Origin of the sequence: Sphingomonas sp. PP-CE-1A-559, assembly GCF_004340965.1 — a bacterium.
Lineage (GTDB): Bacteria > Pseudomonadota > Alphaproteobacteria > Sphingomonadales > Sphingomonadaceae > Sphingomonas.
The window spans coordinates 413112-438834 of the sequence record NZ_SLYA01000001.1 but is presented as its reverse complement, the minus strand read 5'-3'; the positions used below and the strand labels follow the sequence as shown (position 1 = coordinate 438834).

Sequence of the window (25723 nt, the reverse complement as noted above, 5' to 3'; positions counted from 1 at the left end):
GAGCGCACTTCGGCAAGGCGATGCCCAGCCAAATCCAAGCGCCTCAAAACCGAACGCTATCCGCCACCATCCGAGCCGCCGCCGCGCTACGGTCGTAGTAATACAAGCTCGGCGCCTCGTACGTCACCAGATACAGCTTTCCCCCAATCACCGCGCCGCGTGCTTCGCCACGCCGCTGCAACGTCTCGTTCTGTTTCGCGAAGGTGTAGGTGAAGCGCACGCCCTTGCTCCCGGCGAACTCGATAGGCGCGATCGTGTCGATCGCCATCGACGATGCGTCGCGCGCGATGCGGTAGCTGTTTTCGAGCAGCACCGGGATGTCGGTGATCAGCATCGTCGCCGAGACCTTCGGCAACGGCCTGTTCTTCTTGTCGACTTCGCGAAACAGCGGCCTGCCGGACTCGATGCCGCCATAGAAGCTGAGATCGTTCAGTTCGTCGCCGTCCTGCGTCCAGGTTTCGGCGTTGCGACCGGGGCGCTCGGACAGCTTGTTCCATTCCGTGCCCGACTGCACCGTCATCGCCGACTTGGCGACGGCGATGCGCTGGCCGGCGGGGATGAGCTTGTTGCCGGCCGCGACGGGGGCTGCGCACGCGAGAATTGCGACTGCGGCAAGCAGGGCGAGTTTCCTGGACATGGTCGTCCTCCTTACGAGATCAGCGTGGCGATGAGCGCGGCGTCGGTCGCGGCCGGCTTGAGGCGGAGATACGTCGCGAGCGCGGCCTGGCCTTCGGCGACTTGCTGGCTGCGGAGCAACGCCAGGCCCAGGCCGCGATACGCTTCGGGCGGCGCGTCACCCTTGCCGATCGCCTCCTGGTAGAATTGCGCGGCACTGACGAGATCGCGCGGATTGCCGCGCTCGCGGTACAGGTCGCCGCGGGCGCACAGCAGCGGCGTCGTCCAGCCGGTACCGTCCGCCAGATTGGCAAGCAGATACTCGCTACCGCCGAAATCGTTGAGCTTGATCTGGTCGTTGAGGAAGACCGGCAGCCATTTCGCCATCGCCGCCTGATGCGTGTCGACGACAGGAGGCTTGACGCCATGCGCTTCGATCGACGCGGCGCGGAGATAGGTGGCGCGTGCGAGGTCGGTCGGATGGGTGGCGAAAACGCCGGCGACGTATTTGTGTTGCGCGCTGCCCCTGCGACCGATCGCGGTCGCATCGGCCTCGCCCATGACGTGCTCCCAGACGTCCGCGGCGGCCGAAGACGGATATTGCGAGCGCGCGAGATACTGGAAGCCGGTCATGTCGGCCTCGCGTTCCTGGTCGCGGCTGAAGGCGTACATCTGGCCCACCACGGAGTATTGGATGTTCGCACTGTTGCGGATGAGAATCGACGCCCACGCCATGACGTCGGTGCCGGTGCGGTGGCTCTTGAAGTCCTTGAGCGAATGCCGGAGCTCGAAATGGCCGAACTCGTGGCCAAGGATCGCCCCCAACTCGGCTTCGCTCCGGACACGAAGCAACAGTCCGGTCCACACTACCATCGCGCCGTTTGGTGTCATGTATGCGTTGAACGCCGGCACCTCGTCGATATAGAGCCGGACAGATCGGCACCGGTCCTCGCCGACGGTCCGGCACAGCACGCCGCGGACATAGGCATTGAGCGCCGGATCCTTGACCAGCGACCGGGAGTCGCGCTGCACCCGCTCGCGTTCGTCCGCCTCCATCCATATCCCGCGCTCGTCGACCGTCGTTGGGGTATAGGCCTGGGTGTAAGTCGGTAGCGGCGGGCGTTTGTCGGCGGCGAGCGCGGACGTACCGATCGCGGTCGCGAGCAAAAGCCCCACCATCGGAATCCGCATGTCAGTGCGCCGAGGCGATGGCGGGAGCGGCTGCAACGGCAGCCACCGTCGCCGGAGCCTCGACCGGCTTCCCGGGGAAGCCCTCGAGCAACTGCCTCACGCGCTTGCCGGCGCCCTCCGCGTCGCGGACATCGCCGCCCATCTGCATGTCGGCGTTCAGCCAGACCAGTTCTCCGGTGCGAAGATCGACGAGTCCGGCAAAGCCCTTGTGGACGCCCGCAGTGATCGGAACGCGTGCCATCGCCGCAAAGACTTGCAGCATCTTTCGCCCGGTCGAGCCGAAATGATCCTCGGTGGTGATGAACAGCGCATAGTCCGCTTTATCGAGCCCAGGCAGCGTGCGGACGTCGGGGCCAAGCCCCCATTCGAACTGGTCCTTGCGCTTCTTGGTCGGCAAGCGGTTGCCCTTGAAGAACTGATACTCGATCACCGACGACGCAACCGCGCCGAACAATTCCTGATACTCCGCGACCTTGGCCGAACCCGCACCGACCGGATCGACATACCCGACGACACTGTTGCCGAGCCCGGTCTGCGCCTTCGCAAGCGCGGTGGCGATGTTCTCCTTCGCCTGATCCGTCCAGTCGGCGTTCGGCTCGTACATCCCGCCCGTCGACTGCGCGCCGACCCGGATCGACGGCCGCATGAGGACGATCCGCGCGGTGCCGGGCGCAAGGACAAAACCAGGTTTTAGTCCCGTCTTCTCCTGCGCATACGCAGGCGCGATCGCCGAAACCGCCAGCATCAGCGCGACCAGCGTCGCACGGCACAAAGTGATCATATCCACCCCTGTTATCGGATGCCCCCATCCGATTCCCGGTGATACTAGAGTTGGAAGCGTCAATCGGCCGAGAATTATTCGGTTCAAAATGAGTGCTTTCAAGTCCCCGCTCCGTCGCGCTCATCCATACGCATGATCTGCACGTCACACCCATCCCGGCCATTCGATAAGGTCTTGGCCGATATGATCGCTGGATAGAAAGCGATGCCCCGAACATGACCCGCGTTGCTTCGATCGTTTTACTTGCGCCGCAATATCAGTCGACAACGAAAATATATTTCAATCGTAATATGCCGGGCGGGTCACTCCAACTGTCATAGATTTGTTCATTATCATTGAGTTGTCTTACGTCCTCGTTGTCGACCCAAACCGCATGATTCGCATTAAGGCTCGATTAACCATCATCAATCATATAGCGCTAACACTTGTAGGACAGTCCACGTATAAGACGTTGCATAGTTGCCAGTACGCTTTCGTATATGATGACCGGCGTATTCGGCAAACTCTATGTACCCCATGACCAGCTTGACTCGCATGCAACCGTATTCAGCGATCCGCCTACAGGAAATGACTGATGCCCTTGACGAACACGGCCCTGAAAACATCGTCCTTGCGTGGCGATCACTTACGCTCGGCCAGTGCGGGGAGTCGTCTTTCCCCGGATTTACCCGGGGCCGGTCATCGCGTCTTGTTTCTCGATCTTGAAAATGCGGCGCACAATGGCGTTCATCGTGAACTCGAAGAGATGGGCCACAAAACCGCGTGGATCGGCATGGCCAGCGAAGAACGTGCCGGGCTGGCGTTTCAACCGGATCTGATCGTGATGAACCCGGATGCCTCGATCGGCAATCGTCACGCGTTCATCGCCTTATTGGATAAAGAACAGTTTTCCGGGACGCTGACGCTGTTACGGCCAAGCGTGCATTTCCCCGACGCTATCGCCCTCGCAGAACAGTCCGGCATCGGTCATGTCGACTGGCTCGACACGCCCTATTCCGCGCAGGACATCGTCGACCGCCTGGCCCATATCGTCCGGCAACCGCATGACGGCGACACCGGCGACCGTCATTTCCTCTCGTGGCTGATCCAGCAAGGCCGGTTGCTGCCCAATCTCACGCATGAATTCCATGAGAAACGCAACCTGCACGACGACGGCATCGCCGGCTACGAAACACTCACGCGGTTGCGCAATCGACCGTCGCTCAACCCGGAGCATATCTTCGCACCGTCGACGATCCTCTCGCTGGAGGTCGCGGCGACGTCGCTTGCGATAGAAGCGGCGGCCCGCCTGCTCGCGGCGCTGGAGGCCGAGGGCAGGCCTGTGCCTATCGCGGTGAACTGCAGCGCCGCAGTGCTCGCGCATCCGGATTTCCTCGCCGCGATGCCGATCCTGCTGCGACGCCATCATGTCGCCCCCGGCATGCTCGGGATCGAACTCACCGAGATCAGTTATTCAGGACTCGACGGTCGCCTGCTGGAAAACATGCGCGAGCTTGGCACGATGGGCATACCCATCTCGCTCGACGATTTCGGCAAGGGCGCGACCAACTTTGATCGCATTTCCGACCTGCCGGTGTCCGAGGTCAAGATCGACCGGAAGATCTTCCAGAAGTGCCGCAAGGGCGAGTTCCCGCCGTCGCTGCTGAAGGAAATCATCGATTATTGCCGAAGCCGGTCGATCGGAACGGTCATCGAGGGCATCGAGACCGCCGACGACCTCGTCCTGGCGAAATCGCTCGGTGCCGATTGTGGGCAAGGCTTTTACTGGGGAAAACCCGTGCCGATTGAATCGATCGTACCCCATCATGGTGCCTGACAACAGGTTCGGCCGCTTTATAGGCCGGACACTCGACGAGGCTGAGTCCGTCCCCACGAACCCGGTCGAAGGTGAGCGGCCCTCGATGCGGCTCGAACTCCGTGAGGTCGAGGGGCTCGACCTTTCGCCACCCCTCGTGCTCGCAGGTGCCTGGGCCTGGTTGTTGTTTCACGAGGCTGGCGGGCTGATCAGCTATTCCGATGGATACGCCACGCGGTCGGCCTGTTACGCCGCAGCCAAGCAGATCGCCTGGCCAGTCGACGTCTTCGAATAAACCGCGGTCGATCGCGCAGCCTCCTCGGCCTCCGCGCGACGACGCGAACGCCGGTTGCCGCGCCCCGCGTTTTCGGCTATGCGCGCCGGCTTCCACCTTCATTGATGGAATTTGCGGGAGGCTGTTGCGAGACGGCCGCCATCACCGCTAGGCTCACATAAAGAGAGTGACATGGCTAAAAAGATTACCGGATACATCAAGCTGCAGGTGCCTGCAGGCGAGGCAAAGCCCGCGCCGCCGATCGGGCCTGCGCTGGGTCAGCGCGGCGTGAACATCATGGAGTTCTGCAAGGCGTTCAACGCCGGCACGAGCGAACTGAAGAAGGGCATGCCGATCCCGACCGTCATCACGGTCTATGCGGATCGCTCGTTCTCGTTCGAGACCAAGACCCCGCCAGCATCGTACCTGATCAAGGAGGCCGCTGGTCTCAAGTCGGGTTCGAAGGAGCCGGGCAAGGTCGTCGCCGGCACGATCAAGCGCAGCCAGCTGAGCGAGATCGCCACGACGAAGATGAAGGACCTCAACGCCAACGATATCGACGCTGCGACGAAGATCATCGAAGGCAGCGCCCGCGCAATGGGCCTCGAAGTGGTGGAGGGCTGAGATCATGGCTAAGCTGAGCAAGAAGCAGAAGGCCGTCACGGTCGACCTCGTCAAGCTGCACGGCATCGACGAGGCCATCGGTCTCGCACGGTCGGGCGCCACGTCGAAGTTCGACGAGACGATCGAAGTCGCGCTGAACCTGGGCGTCGATCCGCGTCACGCAGACCAGATGGTCCGCGGCGTCGTCACGCTGCCCAAGGGCACCGGCAAGACCGTCCGCGTCGGCGTGTTCGCCCGCGGCGCGAAGGCTGAAGAGGCCCTCGCAGCAGGCGCAGACGTCGTCGGCGCCGAAGACCTGATGGAAATCATCCAGGGTGGCACGATCGATTTCGATCGCTGCATCGCGACCCCGGACATGATGGGCATCGTCGGTCGCCTCGGTAAGGTGCTGGGTCCGAAGGGCCTGATGCCGAACCCGAAGCTCGGCACGGTGACGATGAACGTCGCGGCCGCCGTCCAGGCAGCCAAGGGCGGCCAGATCGAATACCGCGTCGAGAAGGCCGGCATCATCCACTCGGGCATCGGCAAGGCGTCGTTCCCGGCGGAAGACCTGCGCGCGAACTTCGACGCACTGGTCGACGCAGTGGTCAAGGCCAAGCCGACCGGCGCCAAGGGCAAGTACGTCCAGAAGGTCGCGATCTCGTCGACCATGGGTGCAGGCATCAAGGTCGACACGACCGAGGTTGCTGGCGCGTAAGCCGCACGTGGCTAGCGAAAGCTGGCCACGAGACGGCGAGCGCCCGGCCGGCGCGGGCAACCGCGACCGACGAGGACGGGATTTACTCCCGTCTCGCCGCTAAAAGTTAAGAAGGGCTGGGAGCGATCCCGGCCCTTTTTGCGCGCGCGCCATATCGGCCGTTCGATGAAGATCGCCGCCCCTACCCCCCGCTTCCGTCATCCTGACGAAAGTCAGGATCCAGGGTTACAGACGTTACTCCTAATGGCTCTGGATCCTGACTTTCGTCAGGATGACGGGATTTGCAAAAACGCGTGAATGCCCCGCAATTCTGAGCCACAGATCAATTCATGATCGAAGCTTCCTGCCACTGTGGCGCGGTAACGCTGTCCGCCGACCTACCGCCTGAATGGGTAGCCGACTGCAACTGCTCGATCTGTCGGCGTTATGGAGTCCTGTGGGCTTATTACCGGGCCAGCGAAGTACGCGTCGCAGCATCCGTTCCGATCGACATCTATAGTTGGGGTGCCAAGACATTACGCTTCCATCGCTGCAGCGAATGCGGATGCGTGACGCATTGGACCAAGGTCGACCCCGCGATCGACCGGATCGGCATCAACGCCCGCCTGATGCCGCCCGACATCCTGGCGGCGGCCCGCATGCGCCGGCTCGATGGCGCGGATACCGGGCTATACCTCGACGCCTGACCCTCTCGGCAATTGACTCCCCCGCCAATTCCGCTAAGGCGCGGCTTCGTTCGGCGGGCTTGCTCGTCGAACTCCGTCCGAGACAGTGGGTGCAGCGGGTTTGCCGGTGCTTAATCTCCCACCTAGACGGGGAATGAGATTTTGCGGAGCGCCTCGTGCGCCTGCCCTCTCCCATGCCCCATCGACGAGACACCCGGAAGCGCGGGCTTGTCTGCGCCTCCGGTAGTAACCGGGTCGTTCGTTTCGGCGGACAGCCCGATAAAACGTGGAGAATGGCATGGATCGTGATCAAAAGACCGCGGCCGTAGCCGAGCTGAACCGTACCTTTTCCGAGGTCGGCGTCGTCGTTGTCACGCGCAACCTCGGCCTGACCGTCGCACAGTCCACTGTGCTGCGGAACAAGATGCGCGACGCCGGCGCGACCTACAAGGTCTCGAAGAACAAGCTTGCCAAGATCGCAATGGACGGCACCGACTACAGCTCGCTGGGCGACATGCTCACGGGTCCGGTCGGTCTGGCCAGCTCCATCGATCCCGTCGCGGCCGCCAAGGTGGTCGTGGAATTCGCGAAGACGAACGACAAGTTCGAAATCGTGGGTGGGGCGATGGGCGCGACGACCCTCGACGTCGACGGTGTGAAGGCGCTCGCAACGCTGCCCTCGCTGGATGAACTGCGTGCCAAGATCGTTGGCCTCATCGTGGCACCCGCCACGAAGCTGGCAACGATCACGCAGGCTCCGGCAGCGCAGCTCGCGCGCGTGCTTTCCGCCTACGCGGAGAAGGAAGCCGCCTGATCTTGCAGGCCTTTCGTTACCTTTTTGAACTGATGGGGCACGAGCCCCGAGATGGAGATTTATCATGGCAGACCTGAACGCGCTCGTTGAGAGCCTGAGCGAACTGACCGTTCTCGAAGCAGCTGAGCTTTCGAAGCTGCTCGAAGAGAAGTGGGGCGTTTCGGCCGCAGCAGCGGTCGCAGCACCGGCAGCAGGCGGCGGCGCCGCTGCTCCTGCAGCAGAAGAGCAGACCGAATTCGACGTCATCCTGACCGGCGACGGTGGCAAGAAGATCAACGTCATCAAGGAAGTCCGTGCGATCACCGCGCTCGGCCTGACCGAAGCCAAGACGCTGGTCGAGTCGGCTCCCAAGGCCGTCAAGGAAGGCGTGTCGAAGGACGAGGCAGCCAAGATCAAGGCTCAGCTCGAAGCAGCTGGCGCGACCGTCGAGGTCAAGTAAGCCGCAGCTGGAGAGACGATTTAGCGCAGGCTAAATCGTCTCTCCGCAAGGCCGGCCGGCGGCATTCATGCCGGCCGACGAAGCAGGGGCTTTGCCCCTGCTGGCCGCAGCTAAAAAAGGGCGGCCCCAGCGATGGGGTCGCCCTTTTTTGTTGTGCGGGAATATCGCGTTGCTCATTCCAGCAGGGCTCGCTTCACGCCGGTTCCGATGCGCATCCAAGGTTCCGCAACCAGTCGCGCGCGTAGTGATGGGCGTCGGACCAAAGCAGTCAGCCTTTTGCGGCATAGCTGCACTGTCCAGCCTCCGCCGCAACCGCGGCATTGCTCTCCCGCGAAGGCGGGAGCCCAGTCTGGGTCCCCGCCTTCGCGGGGAAACAAGTTTTACGTGTACGCCCGGTGTTACCGCTCGAAGCAAGGACATGACCGGGTGTCGAAGGTCAGCACGCCGCGCGAGCCCCTCACCTACCGATCGAACGTTACCGCATGCGGCCGCGCGGCAACCGTCGTGTACATCCGTGCAGGCGCATCGAGCCAGAACGGCGCCAGCTTGGCGGAGTCCACGCGCTCGATGCCAACCACCCACGCGCGCGCCGCCTGCGCCTCGTCGCCAGCCGTCACGTACAGGATGTTGGTCGCGACGACGGGCACGAACATCGGGCGGTTGGCCGCGGTCATCGTGCGGATCACCTCGCGCGCGATCGCCGTCACGGTACGGATCGTCCGCGTTTCGCCCGGCGCCAGCGTGAACGGCGGGGCGACGGGCCGCATGACGGGCGCCGCGTTGAACTGCGCAAGGTCCTGATCCTGATCGGCGTGCGCGGTGAGCAACGCGACGCCGGTACGGATCGCTTCGGCCGATGCGGTGCCCGTGTTGGTCACGACAAGCTCGCACTCGACGGTCGCGCTCAGCAGGTTGAGACCCGCGCGCAACGGACGCAGTTCGCAGGTCAGTCGGGCACGCGCGGCGACTGGCGGCGTGGGCGGCACCTTGCCCTTGGGCTCGAGAAATTTGGGCGCGGCCATTGGCACGGCAGCCACGGGTGCGACCGCAGATGCTGTGGCAGGGGTGACGGCCGCCGGGGTTTCGGCCGGTTCGGAGACGACCGGCCTGGGGGCGACTGGCTGGGGAGCAATAGGCTGGGCAACGACCGGCTTCGCGGCAACGGGCGGCGGAGTCGGCTCGACATAGGCTTTGGGTTCGACGCTGTCGTACCGGTGGCTGCGCGGCTTGCGGCGGAGCGCCCACAGCGCGCCGAGAACCACGACAATCGCCGTCAGCGAAAGCCACAACGGCATCGCGCTGCCCTTTTCCGGCGTCGAGAGGGTGGATTCCGGGGTTGAGGCCGGCGTCGTTGCTGGCACCGACGCGGTGGGTTGCGGTGCGGAGGATTGCGGCGCCACCTCGGTGGTCGGGGTCTGCAATGGCGACGATTGGAGAGCGGGGTCGGACGTGGGCGTGGCGACGGGCGCCGGTTCGGCCGATGTCGGCGGACGCGTCGACTCGTCGTCCGGGGCGCGCGGTCGGGTCGTTTGTTCCGGCGTCGTCCGGGTGGTTACTCGTTCGCGCGCCGACGCTTCGGTCGTCGGGCGATCCACCCCTTCGCGTTTCGTAGTCGCACGATCCGTGGCTGGCTTTGCCACAGCACTCGATCGCGGGGTGCGACGTGGAGCGGGCGTGGTGTTCGGCAGGACGATCGTCGGCGCGGCGGGCACTGGAATCGCGGTGGCGTCGGGGTTCGCCTGCGTGCCGGGGGTTTGGAGGCGCTCCAGGCCGCGCACGGGTGCGGCCGACTCGGTTTGCGCGGCCGCCGGGGTCGCTGTGGCCAGGACGGTCATGGTGGCGAGCAGGGCGGCCAGCGCCCCGCGGTCGGTCGTCATCGTCGAAATCCCCTGCGCGCGGTCGTCGCGGCGTTGTGGTCGGGGGAGGCTGAACGTGACCCGACGGCAACCCGTGATGCGACGAGCTGCTTCTGGGTAGCGGTGAAACGTTGGTGGCGTGTGAGCGGCCGGGCGTCGGTTGACTGCACCCTACCTTGCCAGCGGTCGGTGTCGCCGCGGGTGTCGGAGGGGACAGGACACGGAGCAGGGCGCGTCCCTTACCTCCCCCTCCGTCTGGCAAGTGCCAGCCACCTCCCCCTTGCGGGGGAGGATTAGGAGGCCTCTTTTACTTCGGCAATACGACCACTGCGCCGCCCTTCATCACGAAGACGGGGTGTTCCAACTGGCGGACATCGGCGAGCGGATCGCCGTCGATCGCGACGAGATCGCCGAACCTGCCCGGCTGGATCGCGCCGACGTCCGTCGTTCTGGCCAACGCGATCGCGGCACTGGAGGTGGCGGCCTGGATCGCCTCCATCGGCGTCATGCCCCATTCGACCATCTTGGCGAACTGGAGCGCGTTGTTGCCGTTGGGGTAGACCCCGCCGTCGGTGCCGAACAGCATCTTGACCCCAGCGGCATGCGCGGCGCGGAAAGTCTGGCGCTGCTTCAGACCGACCTGACGCTCCTTCTCCAGGCTTTCGGGGAAGACGCCATTCTTTGCACCTTCGGCGAGGATATAGTCGTCGTCGTAGATATCCATGTCGAACCACGCCCCGCTCGCCTTGGCCAACCGGAACGATTCGGCGTCGGCGAGGCTGGCGTGTTCGATCGTGTCGACGCCCGCGCGCAGTGCGTCGTTGATGCCCTCCGCGCCGTGCGCATGGACCGCGACCTTCATGCCGAGCATATGCGCTTCCTCGACGATCGCCTTGATCTCGGCGAGGCTGATCTGTTGCGCGCCGACGGCGTCGGTCTTCGAGAGGACGCCGCCGGTCATGCAGACCTTCACCACCTCGGCGCCGTATTTGCGGATCGTCCGCACGGCACCGCGAAACTCGTCGGGCGTGTTGGCGATCTGCGGGTGCGGCACCTGGACCGAGGGCGGGAACTCGGTCGCGTCGCAGTGCCCGCCGGTCGCGCCGAGCGCGTAGGTGGCGGGGACGATGCGTGGGCCGGGAACATAGTCGCGCTCGATCCCCTGTTTCAGCGCGACGTCGTCATAATTGGCCGAGCCGACGTTGCGCACGGTGGTGAAGCCTGCGTCGAGCGTCTTGCGCGCATTGGCGACGCCGACGACGGTCCAGAAATTGTCGGTGAATTCGAGCTGGCGGTAACCGCTGAGCGTCGGATCGCTGGTCAGGTGGACGTGCATGTCGATCAGGCCGGGGAGCAGCGTCCGCTCGCCCAGATCGACGCGTTCGGCACCGGCGGGCACGGCATCGCCTTTGCGCCCGACCGCGGTGATACGGCCGTCGACGATCGTCACCTGCGGGTTGTCGACGCGCTTGCCGGCAAGGACGTCGATCATGTGCGCTGCGGTAACGACGACGGTCTTCGCATCGGCATTGGCGGTGGTCGTCGCGAGTAGCGTCGCGATGAGAATGCGCGCGATCATGTAGGTCCCCTTCCCCGTGTTACGCGCTGTGTGCGGTACCGCGGCCGATCGGGCAAGTGCCGCATCTTGCCCTATTATCGACACCGGTACAGGCCATCTGTGATGCTTCCGACGACGAGATCGCCCGTGATGATGCTTCGATTTCTTCCGTTCTGCGCGCTGGCTGCTGCGCTGGTGCCCTTGGCTGCGCGCGCCGATCCGGCACCGTTCGACCTGACCGGGCCCAGCCTGCGCGTCGGCGTGACGCATGGGACGACGACGTTGCCGATCGCGCAGGTGCCGAGGCTCGCGACCGGCGACCGCGTGTCGATCGCGGCGGACCTTGCCGTCGGCAAGAAGGACGACGGCGCGCGCTATCTGCTGGTCGCGGCGTTCCTGCGCGGCGCGACCGAGCCGCCGCCGAAATCGTGGTTCTTCAAGGCCGAGACGTGGAAGGCGAAGAAGAACGCGCTGGCGTTGGCGGTACCGGAGGGCGCGCGGCAACTGGTGGTGTTCCTGGTGCCCGAAAGCGGCGGGTTCGATGCCGTCGTGTCGGCGGTACGCAAGCAGCCGGGGGCGTTCGTGCGCGCGGTGCAGGATCTCGACCAGGCGTCGCTGGATCGCGCGCGGCTCGATGCGTTCCTCGATGGGATCCATGCGCTGGAGCGGACGCGGCCGGAGCGGATCGAGGCGGTCTCGCCATTGTTGTCGCGGAGCCTGGCGATCAAGCTGAAGGCGGAATGCCTCGATCTCGCGGCGGACCTGCAAGCCTCCTGCCTGACGCAGAGCCGTGATTCGCTGGTGCTGGCGGATGGTCAGAGTTCGACGCTGGCGGATACCTTGGTGGGGGCGCCGACCGATCTGGCGCTACAACTGAGCGCGACGCCGGAGGGCGGGCTTGGCTATTACAGCCCGTATATCGGCGTGGTCCGCGATCTGGCGAAGATCTTCGGCGCGTTCCAGACGACGCAGTTCCGGTATATTCCGGCACTGGCGCGGGCGCACGACGATCGGCTGGCGCTGTTGCTGAACGCGGCGCCGTCGTTCGCCAGCCCCAAGTCGGTGATGGTCGTGGCGATGCCGGTGATCGAGACGGGCGCACCGCAGACGCCGACGATGCGGCGGGCGGAGGCCGACCGGCTTGCGTGTGCGGCCAAGCCCGATCTGGTGTTGCCGGTCGAGGGCGCGCCGCTGATCTATGCGACCAAGTTCGCGCATGACATGAGCTTGCGGGTGACGACGCCGCAGGGGGGCGTGGTCGAACTACCGGTGCAGGCGGATGCGGAGCGCGGCGGATATGTGCTCGACCAGGTCGGAATGCAGACCGCGGGGTTGAGCAGCGTGACCGATGCGACGTTGCACGGCCGCTGGGGCTTCACGCCGTTCGACGGGCCACGGTTTCGGTTGCAGGTGCCGCGCGCCGGTGGGTGGCAGATGGTCGATACCGACCCCGAGAGTCTCGTGGTCGGGCGCGACAATCCGGTCTCGCTGGCGGGGCCGACGCCGAGTTGCGTGGAGTCGGTGACATTGGTCAGTGCTGCGGGCGACGTGCCGCTCGCGTGGACGTCGACCGGCGAGCGTATCGGGTTGACCTTGCCGTTGGCTAAGGCTGCGCCGGGGAAATTGTCGCTCCTTGTGAAGCAATACGGGGTCGAGGCGCCGGACAAGATCGCGTTGACCGCACTCGCCGAGGCAGGGCGGATCGATGGTCTGACGCTGTATGCCGGCGATGCGTCTGGGACGTTGAGTGGGACGCGGCTCGATCTGGTGGCGTCGATGACGATCGACGGGGTCGCGTTCAAGCCGGGCGACGTTGTGCGGGCGGACAAGGCGGATCGACTGGCGCTGGCGGCGGGTACGGTGCCGACGTTCGCTGCTGGCCAGACGAAGACGGCGCTCGTGACGCTGACCGATGGACGGAAGCGGTCGGTGAAGTTCACCGTCGCCGCGGCGCGGCCCAAGGCTACGCTGATCGCCAAGAGCGTGGTGGCGCCCCCCTCCCCTGGCCTGCCGGTCGTGCTGGCCGGTGATACGGCTATCGCGCAGGATGCCCGCCTGACCTTCTCGCTGCGTGCGGAGGGAACACGATTTTCTGCCGGCGACAGTGTCGAGATCGCGACGGCGGATGGCGCGATGACGACCAGTGTCACGTCGGGGCGCGGGCTGACGGTGCAGGACGACCGGATCGCAGTAGTGTCGGTGGAGCCAGGCAAGGCGCTCGGAGTTTCCGCGCATGGGCCGCTCAAATGGCGACTGGTGCAAGGCGGCGTTGCGGGGGATTGGGTGCCGCTCACGACGCTGGTGCGGACGCCGGCATTGGCGGGGGTCGCGTGCAAGGAGACCTGTACGCTGACCGGGAGCGACCTGTTCCTGATCGAGTCGATCGCGGCGAATGCTGGGTTTGCCGACGCGGTTCGCGTGCCGAACGGGTTCACCGGGGCTTCGCTCGCGGTGCCGAAGCCGGTCGGCGGAACGCTGTTCCTGCGGCTGCGGGACGATCCGGGCGTGACGGCGTCGATCGCGGTCGGTTCTTAGCGTTTCCCGCTTGGTACGCGATCAGTAGTCACCATCGCTGGCCCGTTTGCGGTGGCGGCGGGCGGGCGATTGTCGCTATGGGGCGCGGATGACCGCATCGGATCTCCAGAGCCTGTTCGTCACCAACCTCGTCCGGTACAATAGCGGCGACCGGCGGCGGTGGCGGCTGATCGTCGGCGACGTGAAGGTCTACAGCCTCGCGACGCACGCGCATTGCAACTGGGCGGTGACCCCGTCGGGCAGCGCGAGCGAGGTCGACGCGGTCGAGCGGCTGGCGGACCGGCTGCGCGAGGATCACCCTATCATCACCGCCGGCTGACGGCGTCTCATATACCCCGGCTGACGGCCTTTCATCTACGCAGGAGCATCACATGGCGAAGCAATATTGGGCGCAGATCATCGAACTCGATGAAGAAATGACCGCCGCGACGATCCCCGGCGCGACCGATCACGAGGATGCGGCGGATTCGCTGGTCGCGGATTTCGTCGGCGCAATGGGCGGCGAGATCACGTCTGGCGCGGTGCGCGTCTGGGTGCAGGGCGGGGTCGAGAAGGTCTATGACTGGAAGGCCGACTTCACGATGCCCGACATGGACGAAATGGGCGACGAGGACGAGATGGAAGTCGAGGGCGAGATCGAGCTGACCGAGCGGGTTTGAGCACGAATCGCATATGAATAAAAATACCACCCCGGCGAAGGCCGGGGCCCAATTGGCAAAGTCGGCATAACGGAGCGCAGCCCCTCGTTAGCGACGTTCCCCAATTGGGCCCCGGCCTTCGCCGGGGTGGCGCCTAACTAGCGGTTAGGTGTTACGGGACGGTCTGGCCCGCGGGGGCGAGTTCGTGCCAGGTGTGGTCGTCGTGTGCGAGCAGTGCATCCGCCGCGGCAGGTCCGAGCGTGCCCGCCTCGTACGGTTCCGGCATGGCGGCGTCATGCGCCCAGAGGTCGAGGAACGGCTGCACCGCGGCCCAGCCCGCCTCGATCGCGTCCGCCCGCTGGAACAGCGTCTGGTCGCCGACGAACAGGTCGTAGATCAGCGACTCGTACCCGGTCAGGTGACCGATATCGAATTCATCGGCATACCGGAAATCGAGCGCGATCGGCGCGGTTGCGACTTCGAGGCCGGGTCGCTTGATGTTGATGTCCATGCTCAGCCCCTCGTCGGGCTGGATCTGGATGATCAGGCGGTTGGGCGGCAGCATGTCGGCGGCGGCACCGGGGAACGACGCGAACGGGACCGGCTTGAAGGTGATCGCGATCTCGGTATCGCGACACGTCATCGCCTTGCCGGTGCGTAGGTAGAACGGCACGCCTGCCCAGCGCCACGTGTCGACCATCAGCTTCAGCGCGACATAGGTTTCGGTCCGGCTGTCCGGCGCGACGTCGGGCGAGGCGGTGTAGGCGGGGACATCCACCCCCTTCACCTTGCCAGCGGTATACTGGCCGCGGACGCCGTTGCGCTTCGCCTTGCCGGGCGAATAGACGCGGACGGCCTTGAGGACCTTGCCCTTTTCGTTGCGGATCGCCTCGGCATCGAAGCTCGCGGGCGGCTCCATCGCGACCATCGCGAGCAGCTGGAACAGGTGGTTGGGGACCATGTCGCGCAGCGCGCCGGTGCCGTCGTAGAATTTGCCGCGCGTGCCGACGTCGACCGTCTCGGCGGCGGTGATCTGGACGTGTGCGATGCAGTCCGAGTTCCAGACGCGCTCGATCATCATGTTCGCGAACCGCGCGGTCATGATGTTCTGGACGGTTTCCTTGCCGAGGAAATGATCGATCCGGTAGATTTGTGCCTCGGACACGCGGGCGAGGATGCGTGCGTTGAGATCGCGGGCGGAGGCGAGGTCGTGGCCGAACGGCTTTTCGATCGCGATCCGGCGGAAGCCATGCGGCGTCTCTGCCATCAGGCCGTGGTCGGCGAGCTTGTCGACGATCGTGCCGAAGAACTTGGCGGGCACCGCGAAGTAAAACGCGACGTTGCCGTTCACCCGGGCCTTGAGTTGCTCGAAGACGTCGTCCTTGGTGAAATCGCCCTGGAGATAGCCAACCCGGTCCTTGAGCCGCGCCCAGGCGTCGCCCTTCTCGCCATCGCCCTCGCCCTTCGCATCGAAGCTGCCAAGCGCCTCGCGCAACGACTGGTCGTTTCCTTCGTCGATGCCGACGCCGAGCACATGGAAATCATTACCGACCAGCCCGAGCCGGGTCATGTTGATCAGTGCCGGCATCAGCAAGCGGCGGGTCAGGTCACCAAAGGCGCCGAAGATCACGAGCGTCTTCGGCGGGGCGGGCTTCACGGACTTGCTCACGAATTCGCCTCGGACATGCATCGACCCTTTCTGCGGTGGTTCTCTCAAACAGCGTAGCGCATGCCGATGTTCCGCGCGCGCCCTCAGGTCGCCGTGAGGATGTTGTCCCCGAACGCGCGCGCGTCGACCTCGGCCCAGTCGAGTTCCTCCTGCAAGCGGCGATAGACGTCCTCAGCCACTTCGCCCTTGTCGCGCATCTCGTGCAGCACGACGCGCTGGCAGGCGATCATCTCGAGGTGGAGTTCGTCAAATTCCGAGGTTGCCTGCGGATCTTCGGCCTCAGCGGTGACCTTGCCTGCCGCGCCGTAGCGAAAGCGCAGCGCGTCCGCCGCCTTGCCTTCGCGCGCCGGCAGTACTGCGAGGCCGGCATCGATCAGTCGCTTGCGCGCGGGGGCGATCTCGTCGGCGAGGCCGGTATCCGCGCCCAGTTCTAGACGCCGGATCAGCGGGCCGAGCGTGAGCCCTTGTAGCACCAGCGTGCCGATCACGACGCCGAACGCCGCCAGCACGATCAGGTCTCGACCCGGCACCGACCGCGGCAACGCGAATGCGGTCGCCAGTGTCAGGAGGCCACGCATACCCGACCAGGACAGGATGATCGACGCATTCCACGGCGGTGGCTTGGGCAACCAGGACGGCGCATATCGGTTGGCGATCACGCCCTCAACGAACCGTACGAAGAACACCCACGCGATGCGCGTGACGAGCACGGTTGCCAGCACCGCGGCGGCGAACCCGATCGCGGGCCAGCGCTCGGCGGCGGGCAGGCCGACCAGCACGTCGCGCGATTGCAGCCCCATCAGCGCGAACGCGATGATGTTGAGGACGAGGACCGCCGCCGACCATACCGCCGCGCCCTGCAACCGATCGCGCGCGGGCTGGCCGATCGGGCGGCGCTGCGACACGATCATCCCGAACGTGACGACCGCGAGCACCGGCGAGATATGCAGCCGCTCGGCGAGCAGCCATATCCCGAACGTCACCGCGAAATCGGCGAGGCTCGCGCCGAGCGTCCGCGCAAACAGCGGCGTCACGCGGAGATACAGCCACGAGGCGATAACGCCAAGGACGATCCCGCCGGGCACCGCCGCGGCGAGCGCGAGCGGCGTCACCGGCGTGTCGGAATGCGTCGCGAAGGCCACCGCGAGCCCGAACAACAACAGCGCCGTGGCGTCGTTGAGAAGGCTCTCGCCCTGGAGGAGCAACAGGCCGCGGCGCGGGATGCCGACTTTACCGAGCACCGCTTCCGATGCAGCTGCATCGGGCGGTGCGACGATCGCACCCAAGGCGAACGCGGCGGCGAGCGGTAAACCACCTAGCGTCACGCCGACCAGTGCAACCGCCGCGGCGGTGACGAGTACCGCGAACACGGCGAGGCTCAGCAGTGGAAACCAGTGTCGCCGCAAGGCGCGCGGGCTCGTGTGATACGCAGCGTGGAGCAGCGCGGGTGCGATGAACAAGGCCAGCGCCAGATGCGGCTCGACCGTGATCTTCGGGGCGAACGGCAATGCGGCAAAGGCGATCCCGGCCACCGCCAGCAAGGTGGGATACGGCACGTTCAACTTGCGCGCGAGGACCAGCAGGACCAGCGCGGCGAGCAGGATGACGTCGAGGCTTTCGAATAATTCCACGGGCACGCAACGGGTGGGAGGAGCGGACGGGCCCGGCGCATCGCGGAGGCCAAAAAAAACCACCCCGTGCATGTCGCACGGAGTGGCCTAGGTTCAGGGAGGAGGGACGCTAGAAGCGTCCCGTACGGCGCCGCGAAAGGGGGGGACACGATGCCGTACAGGATCTAAATGGGTGAGCGCCGTTTTGGTTCAACCCCTGCTGCACCGCACCCCAAATAATTTTCGCGACCTCCCGGCTTCGCTATCAGACGTTGAACTGCGCCGGTGCCGGCATCTGCTGCTGCGGGGTCATGCCGAGCTGCGCCTGGCGCGCGAAGATGTCGCGCATCAACGACAGCGAGAACAGGTGTGCGTACAGCAGCGGGAGCATGCCCGACTTGCTCATCTTGCGCAGCGCGTCGCCGCGCAGGTCGATCAGCTTCTCTTCGTTGATCATCTGGAAGCCGCGATAGACGAACGGCTGCTCGGCGCCATCGGGCTGGATCGTGACTTCGCCGTCCATCAGCAGTTCGAGTTCGCGCAGCTCGTTCATGAAGTTCTGCGTGCGGGCGCCAGCCTGTTCGAACGACTCGTTGAAGCCGAGGATGTTCTTGGTCAGCTCGGTCGGCTGGCCGTTCTCGAACAGCGCATCGCCGTCCTCGAAATCACCGATCGCCTGCGAAGTCGGGTCGAAGCAGAGCGACAGTTCCTGTGCTTCCGGGTGCAGGCGCGCGAGCATGTATGGGTAACGGCGGACATAGGCGGGTACGTAGAACGTGTTCTCGGTCAGCTTGCCGTCTTCGCCGACGAACACGTTGACGCCCTCGTTCAGGCCCATCAGCGCGAGCGGGATCGCGTCGTCGCCGACCGAGAAGACGATCGGCATGTGGCGCTGGACCAGCGGAAACTCGTCGACGGTGATCGGGATCGCGTGCTGGCCGACCAGGAACGGCGCGCTGTCCTGCGGGCGGACCTTGTAGTTCGCGTGCGTGTCGCTCGAAAGCGGCTCGAGGCCATTATAGAAAAGCGGAAGCTGGGCGGTGCTGGCCATGTTACTCTCCGGATCGGTCGGTCGAAATGCCGGTGGCTCATGCCACCGATTGGGGCGAGGCTCTATGGTGCGCCGGGCGGGCGTGCAAGTGTGACGAGCTTACCGGGGTTGAGGATGCCGAGCGGATCGAGCGCGGATTTGATCGCCCTGAGCGCCATCATGCGTGCGGGCGACGAGAGTCGTTCGAGTTCGTCGCGCTTCATCTGGCCGATGCCGTGCTCCGCCGAGATCGAGCCCCCGGCCGCGGTCACGAGATCGCCGACGAAACGGGTCACCACCGGCGCGTCCTCGGCATACCAGTGCGCGGGGTCGGTGCCGGGGGCGGCGCGGACGTGGAAATGGACGTTGCCGTCGCCGAGATGGCCGAAGCCGCTCGCATGCGTGCCGGGGAAGCGCGCGTCGCACGCCCCCGCCGCCTCGATCATGAAGCGCGGCATCGTCTCGACGGGGATCGAGATGTCGTGCTGCGTTGCGGGGCCGAGCGCGCGTTCGGCGGCGGAGAGCGAGTCGCGGAGCAGCCAGAACGCCTGCGACTGGGCTTCGCTGGTGGCGATCGTCGCGTCTTCGATCGCGCCGTCTTCGAGGGCTTTGCCGAGCAGGCGTTCGAGCAGCGCGGTTGGGGATTCGCCTTCGGTGGTGGCCGAGGTCGCCTCGATCAGGAGGTGCCAGGGGTGGCGGCCGGCGAGCGGTGCGCGGGCGTTCGGGAGGTGCGCGATGGCGGCGTCGAGCGACTCGGCGGGGAGAATCTCGAAGCTTTCGATCGCGTCGGTCTTCGCCTGCATCGTCCGCAGGAGTTTCAGCGCGGCCTGAGGCGAGCCGATACCAACCCAGGCCGTGCCACGCGCTGCGATTGCGGGGGCGAGGCGAAGGGTGGCGGCGGTGACGATCGCCAACGTGCCTTCCGCGCCGATGAAAAGCTGGTCGAGATCGTAACCGCGGTTGTCCTTCTTGAGTGCGGACAGGCCGTCGTAGATGCTGCCATCGGCGAGCACCGCCTCGACGCCTGCGACGAGGCCGCGCATCGTACCGAACTTGAGGACCTGCGTGCCACCGGCGTTGGTCGAGACGAGGCCGCCGATCGTCGCCGTGCCACGCGCGCCGAGCGTCAGCGGGAAGCGCCAGCCCTCCCCTTGCGCAGCGCCGTCTAGGTCGGCGAGGATTACGCCGGCCTCAGCGATGGCGAGCCCGGCGTCGGCATCAAGGCTGCGGATGCGGTTCAGGCGACGCAGCGACAGAATCAGCGCACTGCCGTCGGCGGGGGCGGTCGCGCCGCCGACCATTGAGGTGTTGCCGCCTTGCGCGACCAGCGGCACGCGGTGCTTGGCGGCCGCCGCGACGATCAGCGCGACCTCGGCGGTCGAGGTCGGCGCGAGCATTGCGGGCGCGGCGCCGTGGAAGCGGCCGCGCCAATCGTGCAGCCAGGGATCGATATCGGCGGGGTCGGTGACGATCGCCTTCGCGTCGAGATGCGAGGAGAGCGATTCGAGCATTGCCGCCTGCGAAGGCGTCAGGATTGCTGACTGAATTTCGGCCATGTACGCGGCGCTAGACAAAATTCATCGCGCGTTCAACGATAGGCGCTAACGATTACGTCAGCATGATCCAGACACCATGATTCACCCCGCGATACCCGCCACCCTGCTCGCGCTCGCGGGTCCCTTTGCTGTGGCATTGCGCGACGTACCGTCGTCCGGGCAGTCTTCGGGATTCGAGCTTGATGGCATGCAGATCGCGCAGGTCTCGATCCACGAACGCATCATCATCCGCGTCCCCCGGATGAGCCGGCCCCCCGTTCGTACCTACGCGCCGCCGACCTATTGGAAGGAGCATAAGGGCCCCAAATGCATCGCTGTCGACGAGATCGCTGGCGCCATGCTCAACAAGGATGGCGCGGTCGACCTGGTGATGGACGACACGACGCGGCTGCGCGCCCGGCTGGACGGCGACTGCAAGCCGCTCGATTATTATTCGGGATTCTATCTGAGGCCGGGCGCGGACGGGATGATCTGCAAGGACCGCGATGCGATCCGCATGCGATCCGGTGCACGCTGCGAGATCGAGGGGTTCAAGAGCTTGCGGGCGAAGAAGTAGCGGGGGGCCGACCAGTCACTCGCGTGGCGAACGCAGTCTCACCTCGCTCCGTCATCCTGACGAAAGTCAGGATCCAGAGTAACTGACGGTATGCTGCTCGGCTCTGGATCCTGACTTTCGTCAGGATGACGGGAGTTTTTGCGGAAATACCCGCTCGCAGCCCCCTCCCCGCCCTCCATTCACCGCGTTTCCTTGACATTTGTCGCCAAATCGGCGAGCGCCGGAACGCTTGAGGGCAGTGCATTTCACCCTCCATTTACCGGACATTTGCATGAGTTTTGCCGATCTCGGCCTCTCCGACGAACTGCTCAAGGCAGTCACCGACTCCGGCTATACCGAGCCGACCCCGATCCAGGCCGGTGCGATCCCGTCCGTGCTTATGATGCGCGACATCATCGGCATCGCCCAGACGGGCACCGGCAAGACCGCGTCGTTCGTGCTGCCGATGATCGACATCCTGGCGCATGGCCGAAGCCGCGCGCGGATGCCGCGCTCGCTGATCCTCGAACCGACGCGCGAACTCGCCGCGCAGGTGGCGGAGAATTTCGAGAAATACGGCGTCAATTCGAACCTCTCGATGGCGCTGCTGATCGGTGGCGTGTCGATGGGTGACCAGCTCGCCGCGCTGGAAAAGGGCGTCGACGTGCTGATCGCGACGCCGGGCCGGCTCATGGACCTGTTCGGGCGCGGCAAGATCATGCTCAACGGCTGTTCAATGCTGGTGATCGACGAGGCGGATCGGATGCTCGACATGGGCTTCATTCCGGACATCGAGGAAATCTGCACCAAGCTGCCGAAGCAGCGCCAGACGCTGCTGTTCTCGGCGACGATGCCGCCGCCGATCAAGAAGCTAGCGGACAAGTTCCTGACCAATCCCAAGACGATCGAGGTATCGCGCCCGGCGTCGACCAACCTCAACATCAAGCAGTATCTGGTGCCGGTGCCAAGCCAGACCGCCAAGCGCGACACGCTGCGCCGCATCCTCGCGCAGGAAGAGGTGACCAACGCGATCATCTTCTGCAACCGCAAGACGACGGTGCGCGACCTGAACAAGGTGCTGAAGCAGGCGGGCTACAAGTCGGGCGAGATCCACGGCGATATGGAACAGCCGCAGCGGCTGGCCGAGCTCGAGCTCTTCAAGACGGGCGCGGTGACTATCCTGGTCGCGTCGGACGTCGCGGCGCGCGGGCTCGACATCAAGGGCGTGTCGACGGTGTTCAACTATGACGCGCCGTGGCATCCGGACGACTATGTTCACCGGATCGGTCGGACGGGTCGCGCCGGGGCAACGGGAACGGCGTACACGTTCGTCGCGCCGGACGATGCCGAGAACATCGTCAACATCGAGAAGCTTACCGGGCAGACGATCGAGCGGCTGAAGGTTGCCGAGCCGAAGACGGCGGCAGTTACTGCTGCGGCCGAAGACGATGGCACAACGCGGCGCGCACGGCCGCGTCGCGGCGCGCGGTCCGAGACGTTTACGCCAGTGCCGGTTGCGGCGGCGGCTGCCGAGGAGTCGGATCGGCCACGTACGCGGCGGGTTCCACGGGCGGATACGGTGGCCCCGGCGATCGTCGCCGAGGTGCTGGCTGCGGCCGAGCCGGTTGCGGTGGCCAAGCGTCCGCGCTGGGAGCGGACGCCGATCGACGAGCCCGTGCCTGCGGTAAAGCCGCGCGTTGCGGAGCCGGCACGGGTCGAACCGGCGTATGTCGAACCGGCGTATGTCGAACCGGTTCGCGCGGCGCCCGTTCGGTCGGAGCCCGTTCGGTCGGAGCCTGCGCGGTCGGAGCCTGCGAGGTCGGAACCAGTTCGCACGCAAGCTGTTCGTTCGGAAGCCGCGAAGGTCGAGCCGCCACGGACGGAGCGCATCCCTGCGGATCCAACCGGTGGTCGCCGCCAACCGATCGCCGAAACGCCGGTGGATGGCTGGAACGGACCATTCCCGAGCTTCCTGAATGCCGTGATCGGAGGATATGAATGATGTCGATGCGCCGTCTCGCCGCGCTTGCCTTGCTCGCAACTGCCGTGGCCGCCCCCGCCGCTCCACGCGCGAAAGTCGTGGCGCCGCACGTCAACACGACGAGCTTCGACAAGCTGCCGCAGCCCTTGCCGCTGCCGTATAATGAATCGGCGAACGCCAATGCGCAGGTTGCAGCCGCCCGTGCGCGGGCGTTGAAGACGCATAAGCGGTTGCTGATCGATCTCGGCGGCAACTGGTGCCTCGACTGCCGTCTGCTCGCGGGGACGATCGACCTGCCGGAGATGAAGCGGTTCGTGGACAGCAAGTTCGTGGTGGTGACGGTTGACGTCGGCCGCTTCGACAAGAACGGCCAGATTGCAGCGGGTTACGGGATCAAGGGCCGCCTGAAGGGCGTGCCAGCGGTTCTGATCGTCGATCCGCGCAGCAACAAGTTGCTGAACGCCGGGCATGAGACCGAACTGGCGGATGCCCGGTCGATGGGTCCGCAGGCCTTGGCCGACTGGCTGGCGAAGTGGGCGGCCTGATCGGAATTTGAGAGTCGGCGTGCGCTGATTGACGCCTGGCGACTGACGCCGAGATCCTTGGCTGATCTGGGTCGTGGTGGGCGTTGCCTCGCCGAGGCCGGCTCGATTGGGTTTCGATCGACGATCGACGATCGGTGCCACGTCGTGGGGGAGTGGTTCCTGCCTGCCAGAACCGGGGTCGATAGACGGTATTAGCTGGCCGGTAGCCTTCTGGCCACGGCGGCGGTCACGCGGTCCGGGTCGCAAGCGTGTTTCCCCGCGAAGGCGGGGACCCAGTCTGGGCTCCCGCCTTCGCGGGAGAACAACGGGGCGGTAGCGATGCTGTTGGTCCGCAGGTACGGAGCCTGTCGGATCATGGCCGGGCCAATCCCGGGTGGTGGAACGAGTTTGCAACCTTCGAACTCGCAATACGCAATACGCAATACGCAATACGCAATACGCAATACGCAATACGCAATACGCAATACGCAATACGCAATCGGTTCTCCCAGAAATCCAATTGCAACACGCCCCGTGCGGGCCAATACCAACGTCATCCTGGCGAAAGTCAGGACCCAGGATACCAAAAGTTAGCGCCTGTGGCTCTGGATCCTGACTTTCGTCAGGATGACGGGTTGAGTGGCTGGTTGCGCACCGTCGGCCGACCCTAGGCTGCAGCAGCGATCAGGGCGTCGTCCAGATCTCCAGCCCGCTTGTACGCCGGACGCTCAATCAAACGGGCGGCATAGTCGGTGAAGGTCGGGCGCTTGGGCAGCCAGCCGAACTGCATCCCCCAGATCACTTGCGATCCGACATAGACGTCGGCGGCAGTGACACGGTCGCCGGCGATGTACGAGTGCGCGGCAACCGCCTGTTCGAGCACGTCGATGACGCGGTCGAGGCTGCCATAGCCGATCATCCGCTGTTGCGCGGCGTCCGGCACTACACCGAGTGCGCGATTACCGACGGCCGCTTCGACGGGGCCGGCTGCGTACAACAGCCAGCGATAATAGTCGGCGCGTTCGTCATCGCGTGGCGCGAGGCCGGCTTCGGGGAATGCTTCGGCGAGATAGGCGCAGATCGCAGCGCATTCAGTGATGGTCTTGCCGTTGTGGACCAGCGCGGGGACCTTGGCCATCGGGTTGATCGCGCGATACGCGTCGGCCTTCATCGTCGTGTCATAGCCGAGCACGACCGTCTCGTACTCGGCACCGACCTCTTCGAGCATCCAACGCGCGATGCGACCGCGCGACATCGGGTTGGTGTATAAGGTCAGGGCCATGCGACTCTCCTTGAGAACGGATCGTGAACGATGGTCTCATGGAGCACGGGTACGGTCAAGGGCGTGCAGAATGTTTCCCCGCGAAGGCGGGGATCCAGACTGGGCTCCCGCCTTCGCGGGAGTACAAGGGGAAGGCGGGGCCTACAATTAAGCCCCCGCGCCCTTATACCAACGCCTTGTCGAACAACGCCAACATCCGTGCCCAAGCCTTGTCCGCCTGGACCGGATTGTACACCTTCGAGTCGGGCGGGCACCAGCCGTGCATGGTGCCTGCGTAGACCTCGATCTCGGCTGGGAGTTTCGCGGTGGCAAACGCGGTGCGGAGCGTATCATTCTCCGTCGGCGCGCGGGCATCGTCGTTGGCGGCGATCGCGATGAGGTATTGCGCTTTCATCTGCGGGATCAGGAGGTGCGGGCTGTCGGGCTTGTCGGTGACGAAGCCGCCGCCGTGGAAGGTCGCGCCTGCGCGGATGCGGTTCGCCACGGCAGCAGCGGTGCGCATGACCATCGGGCCGCCCATGCAATAGCCGGTGGTGGCCAGCCCACGCTTGCGGTCGACCTGAGGTTGCGCGTCGAGGAAGGCGGTGAAGGCTTTCGCGTCGCGAACCGTCCCTTCGGACGTGAGGGCTTCCCGGAATGGGGCGATGCGGCTCTTGACTTCGGGTTGGTCGTAGGACTCGCCGGGCTTCAGGAACGGCGCCTTGGTCGAGCGGTAGAACTGGTTGACGACGAGCACCGCATAGCCCGATTGCGCGAGGCGGTCGGCCATCTGGCGGAAAGCGGGGCGGAGGCCCATGATGTCGGGCCAGATCAGCACGCCGGGATGCTTGCCGGTGGCGGGCGCGACGAAATAGGCGTCGGCCTTGCCGTCGGGCGTTGCGATCGACACGTCGCGGCCCTTGATGACGGCGGCGTTCGCGGGCGCTGGCAGCAGCATCGTCAGCCCCATCGCGCCGGTCATCATGCCGAACTGGCGGCGCGAGACGCCGGCCAGATAGGCTTCGTTATCGTCTGCGGTATGCTCGTCGCACATGGGCCTATCCTCTTGAATTCG

Annotated in this window: 24 protein-coding genes; 13 read left to right on the top strand and 11 right to left on the bottom strand. The window is 65.3% G+C overall.

The genetic code is table 11. The features are described from left to right. Nucleotides 1-43 precede the first annotated feature (43 nt). Genes C8J42_RS01865 through C8J42_RS01855 form a run of 3 tightly spaced genes read right to left on the bottom strand, consistent with a single transcriptional unit; the run spans nt 44 to nt 2587 of the window. On the bottom strand, nt 44-637 hold the full coding sequence (locus C8J42_RS01865) for a hypothetical protein (RefSeq protein ID WP_133018719.1): 594 nt from the start codon (nt 635-637) through the stop codon (nt 44-46). An 11-nt stretch (nt 638-648) separates the two neighbouring features. Continuing rightward, nucleotides 649-1806 (bottom strand): M48 family metallopeptidase, encoded by a 1158-nt coding sequence (locus tag C8J42_RS01860; RefSeq protein WP_133018718.1) that lies wholly within the window; start codon nt 1804-1806, stop codon nt 649-651. Nucleotide 1807: 1 nt separating this feature from the next. Next, nucleotides 1808-2587 (bottom strand): hypothetical protein, encoded by a 780-nt coding sequence (locus C8J42_RS01855; RefSeq protein WP_243644014.1) that lies wholly within the window; start codon nt 2585-2587, stop codon nt 1808-1810. A gap of 574 nt (nt 2588-3161) precedes the next feature. Here C8J42_RS01855 and C8J42_RS01850 point away from each other — a divergent pair. The 7 genes from C8J42_RS01850 to rplL all read left to right on the top strand — a co-directional run bounded on the left by C8J42_RS01850 (nt 3162) and on the right by rplL (nt 7895). Further along, nucleotides 3162-4403 carry an EAL domain-containing protein gene (locus tag C8J42_RS01850; protein ID WP_133018717.1) on the top strand — a complete coding sequence of 414 codons (1242 nt, stop codon included), beginning with the start codon at nt 3162-3164 and terminating at the stop codon, nt 4401-4403. Further along, nucleotides 4393-4677 carry a hypothetical protein gene (locus C8J42_RS01845; RefSeq protein WP_133018716.1) on the top strand — a complete coding sequence of 95 codons (285 nt, stop codon included), beginning with the start codon at nt 4393-4395 and terminating at the stop codon, nt 4675-4677. The genes C8J42_RS01850 and C8J42_RS01845 overlap by 11 nt, the downstream gene beginning before the upstream one ends. Nucleotides 4678-4848: 171 nt before the next feature. Next, nucleotides 4849-5280, top strand: coding sequence for a 50S ribosomal protein L11 (gene rplK / locus C8J42_RS01840; protein ID WP_056047586.1), 432 nt, complete (start codon nt 4849-4851; stop codon nt 5278-5280). Between the two features lie 4 nt (nt 5281-5284). Next, nucleotides 5285-5977 (top strand): 50S ribosomal protein L1, encoded by a 693-nt coding sequence (gene rplA, locus C8J42_RS01835; RefSeq protein ID WP_056047582.1) that lies wholly within the window; start codon nt 5285-5287, stop codon nt 5975-5977. A gap of 548 nt (nt 5978-6525) precedes the next feature. Then, complete coding sequence (locus tag C8J42_RS20295) at nt 6526-6663, top strand: hypothetical protein (protein ID WP_207897045.1); 138 nt, start codon at nt 6526-6528, stop codon at nt 6661-6663. Nucleotides 6664-6940: 277 nt separating this feature from the next. Beyond that, nucleotides 6941-7456: a 50S ribosomal protein L10 gene (gene rplJ, locus C8J42_RS01825; RefSeq protein ID WP_055879768.1), complete on the top strand. Its 516-nt coding sequence runs from the start codon at nt 6941-6943 to the stop codon at nt 7454-7456. Nucleotides 7457-7520: 64 nt separating this feature from the next. Further along, entirely contained in the window at nt 7521-7895 is a 375-nt protein-coding gene (rplL, locus tag C8J42_RS01820) for a 50S ribosomal protein L7/L12 (protein ID WP_056047577.1), read from the top strand. Nucleotides 7896-8356: 461 nt separating this feature from the next. Here the strand turns inward: rplL and C8J42_RS01815 are convergent, their stop codons facing one another. Both C8J42_RS01815 and C8J42_RS01810 read right to left on the bottom strand, forming a co-directional pair. Then, the gene (locus C8J42_RS01815) at nt 8357-9772 is read right to left on the bottom strand and encodes a hypothetical protein (RefSeq protein ID WP_133018714.1); all 1416 of its coding nucleotides are present in this window, start codon (nt 9770-9772) and stop codon (nt 8357-8359) included. A gap of 286 nt (nt 9773-10058) precedes the next feature. After that, entirely contained in the window at nt 10059-11330 is a 1272-nt protein-coding gene (locus C8J42_RS01810) for an amidohydrolase family protein (RefSeq protein WP_133018713.1), read from the bottom strand. Between the two features lie 132 nt (nt 11331-11462). Here C8J42_RS01810 and C8J42_RS01805 point away from each other — a divergent pair, with 132 nt between their 5' ends. From C8J42_RS01805 to C8J42_RS01795, 3 genes are all read left to right on the top strand, one after another. After that, entirely contained in the window at nt 11463-13844 is a 2382-nt protein-coding gene (locus tag C8J42_RS01805; protein WP_243644011.1) for a hypothetical protein, read from the top strand. Nucleotides 13845-13932: 88 nt separating this feature from the next. After that, complete coding sequence (locus tag C8J42_RS01800; protein WP_056047557.1) at nt 13933-14163, top strand: hypothetical protein; 231 nt, start codon at nt 13933-13935, stop codon at nt 14161-14163. A gap of 52 nt (nt 14164-14215) precedes the next feature. Further along, nucleotides 14216-14503, top strand: coding sequence for a hypothetical protein (locus C8J42_RS01795; protein ID WP_056047554.1), 288 nt, complete (start codon nt 14216-14218; stop codon nt 14501-14503). 151 nt (nt 14504-14654) lie between these two features. On the opposite strand, the gene zwf is transcribed toward C8J42_RS01795, so the two are convergent. From zwf to C8J42_RS01775, 4 genes are all read right to left on the bottom strand, one after another. Further along, nucleotides 14655-16151, bottom strand: a complete 1497-nt coding sequence (zwf, locus tag C8J42_RS01790) for a glucose-6-phosphate dehydrogenase (RefSeq protein ID WP_243644009.1) — start codon at nt 16149-16151, stop codon at nt 14655-14657. Between the two features lie 83 nt (nt 16152-16234). Then, nucleotides 16235-17788, bottom strand: coding sequence for a sodium:proton antiporter (locus C8J42_RS01785; protein ID WP_207897044.1), 1554 nt, complete (start codon nt 17786-17788; stop codon nt 16235-16237). 238 nt (nt 17789-18026) lie between these two features. Then, on the bottom strand, nt 18027-18812 hold the full coding sequence (locus C8J42_RS01780; RefSeq protein ID WP_133018709.1) for a SapC family protein: 786 nt from the start codon (nt 18810-18812) through the stop codon (nt 18027-18029). A 62-nt stretch (nt 18813-18874) separates the two neighbouring features. Continuing rightward, a complete protein-coding gene (locus tag C8J42_RS01775) occupies nt 18875-20347 on the bottom strand; it encodes an FAD-binding oxidoreductase (RefSeq protein ID WP_243644007.1) in 1473 nt (490 codons plus the stop codon). 76 nt (nt 20348-20423) lie between these two features. On the opposite strand from C8J42_RS01775, the gene C8J42_RS01770 reads away from it, so the two are divergent. The 3 genes from C8J42_RS01770 to C8J42_RS01760 all read left to right on the top strand — a co-directional run bounded on the left by C8J42_RS01770 (nt 20424) and on the right by C8J42_RS01760 (nt 23408). Then, the gene (locus tag C8J42_RS01770) at nt 20424-20903 is read left to right on the top strand and encodes a hypothetical protein (RefSeq protein WP_133018708.1); all 480 of its coding nucleotides are present in this window, start codon (nt 20424-20426) and stop codon (nt 20901-20903) included. Between the two features lie 271 nt (nt 20904-21174). Then, a complete protein-coding gene (locus C8J42_RS01765) occupies nt 21175-22884 on the top strand; it encodes a DEAD/DEAH box helicase (protein WP_133018707.1) in 1710 nt (569 codons plus the stop codon). A 5-nt stretch (nt 22885-22889) separates the two neighbouring features. Next, nucleotides 22890-23408: a thioredoxin family protein gene (locus C8J42_RS01760; protein WP_056050243.1), complete on the top strand. Its 519-nt coding sequence runs from the start codon at nt 22890-22892 to the stop codon at nt 23406-23408. 646 nt (nt 23409-24054) lie between these two features. On the opposite strand, the gene C8J42_RS01750 is transcribed toward C8J42_RS01760, so the two are convergent. Continuing rightward, nucleotides 24055-24669: a glutathione S-transferase family protein gene (locus C8J42_RS01750; protein ID WP_133018705.1), complete on the bottom strand. Its 615-nt coding sequence runs from the start codon at nt 24667-24669 to the stop codon at nt 24055-24057. Between the two features lie 163 nt (nt 24670-24832). Continuing rightward, nucleotides 24833-25702, bottom strand: a complete 870-nt coding sequence (locus tag C8J42_RS01745; RefSeq protein ID WP_133018704.1) for a dienelactone hydrolase family protein — start codon at nt 25700-25702, stop codon at nt 24833-24835. Nucleotides 25703-25723: the final 21 nt, after the last annotated feature.

Excerpts from the sequence above, each read along its gene's own strand:
- C8J42_RS01865 (WP_133018719.1), bottom strand. The coding sequence starts at position 637 with ATGTCCAGGAAACTCGCCCTGCTTGCCGCAGTCGCAATTCTCGCGTGC.
- C8J42_RS01860 (WP_133018718.1), bottom strand. The coding sequence starts at position 1,806 with ATGCGGATTCCGATGGTGGGGCTTTTGCTCGCGACCGCGATCGGTACG.
- C8J42_RS01855 (WP_243644014.1), bottom strand. The coding sequence starts at position 2,587 with ATGATCACTTTGTGCCGTGCGACGCTGGTCGCGCTGATGCTGGCGGTT.
- C8J42_RS01850 (WP_133018717.1), top strand. The coding sequence starts at position 3,162 with ATGCCCTTGACGAACACGGCCCTGAAAACATCGTCCTTGCGTGGCGAT.
- C8J42_RS01845 (WP_133018716.1), top strand. The coding sequence starts at position 4,393 with ATGGTGCCTGACAACAGGTTCGGCCGCTTTATAGGCCGGACACTCGAC.
- rplK (WP_056047586.1), top strand. The coding sequence starts at position 4,849 with ATGGCTAAAAAGATTACCGGATACATCAAGCTGCAGGTGCCTGCAGGC.
- rplA (WP_056047582.1), top strand. The coding sequence starts at position 5,285 with ATGGCTAAGCTGAGCAAGAAGCAGAAGGCCGTCACGGTCGACCTCGTC.
- rplJ (WP_055879768.1), top strand. The coding sequence starts at position 6,941 with ATGGATCGTGATCAAAAGACCGCGGCCGTAGCCGAGCTGAACCGTACC.
- rplL (WP_056047577.1), top strand. The coding sequence starts at position 7,521 with ATGGCAGACCTGAACGCGCTCGTTGAGAGCCTGAGCGAACTGACCGTT.
- C8J42_RS01815 (WP_133018714.1), bottom strand. The coding sequence starts at position 9,772 with ATGACGACCGACCGCGGGGCGCTGGCCGCCCTGCTCGCCACCATGACC.
- C8J42_RS01810 (WP_133018713.1), bottom strand. The coding sequence starts at position 11,330 with ATGATCGCGCGCATTCTCATCGCGACGCTACTCGCGACGACCACCGCC.
- C8J42_RS01805 (WP_243644011.1), top strand. The coding sequence starts at position 11,463 with ATGCTTCGATTTCTTCCGTTCTGCGCGCTGGCTGCTGCGCTGGTGCCC.
- C8J42_RS01800 (WP_056047557.1), top strand. The coding sequence starts at position 13,933 with ATGACCGCATCGGATCTCCAGAGCCTGTTCGTCACCAACCTCGTCCGG.
- C8J42_RS01795 (WP_056047554.1), top strand. The coding sequence starts at position 14,216 with ATGGCGAAGCAATATTGGGCGCAGATCATCGAACTCGATGAAGAAATG.
- C8J42_RS01780 (WP_133018709.1), bottom strand. The coding sequence starts at position 18,812 with ATGGCCAGCACCGCCCAGCTTCCGCTTTTCTATAATGGCCTCGAGCCG.
- C8J42_RS01775 (WP_243644007.1), bottom strand. The coding sequence starts at position 20,347 with ATGGCCGAAATTCAGTCAGCAATCCTGACGCCTTCGCAGGCGGCAATG.
- C8J42_RS01770 (WP_133018708.1), top strand. The coding sequence starts at position 20,424 with ATGATTCACCCCGCGATACCCGCCACCCTGCTCGCGCTCGCGGGTCCC.
- C8J42_RS01765 (WP_133018707.1), top strand. The coding sequence starts at position 21,175 with ATGAGTTTTGCCGATCTCGGCCTCTCCGACGAACTGCTCAAGGCAGTC.
- C8J42_RS01760 (WP_056050243.1), top strand. The coding sequence starts at position 22,890 with ATGCGCCGTCTCGCCGCGCTTGCCTTGCTCGCAACTGCCGTGGCCGCC.
- C8J42_RS01750 (WP_133018705.1), bottom strand. The coding sequence starts at position 24,669 with ATGGCCCTGACCTTATACACCAACCCGATGTCGCGCGGTCGCATCGCG.
- C8J42_RS01745 (WP_133018704.1), bottom strand. The coding sequence starts at position 25,702 with ATGTGCGACGAGCATACCGCAGACGATAACGAAGCCTATCTGGCCGGC.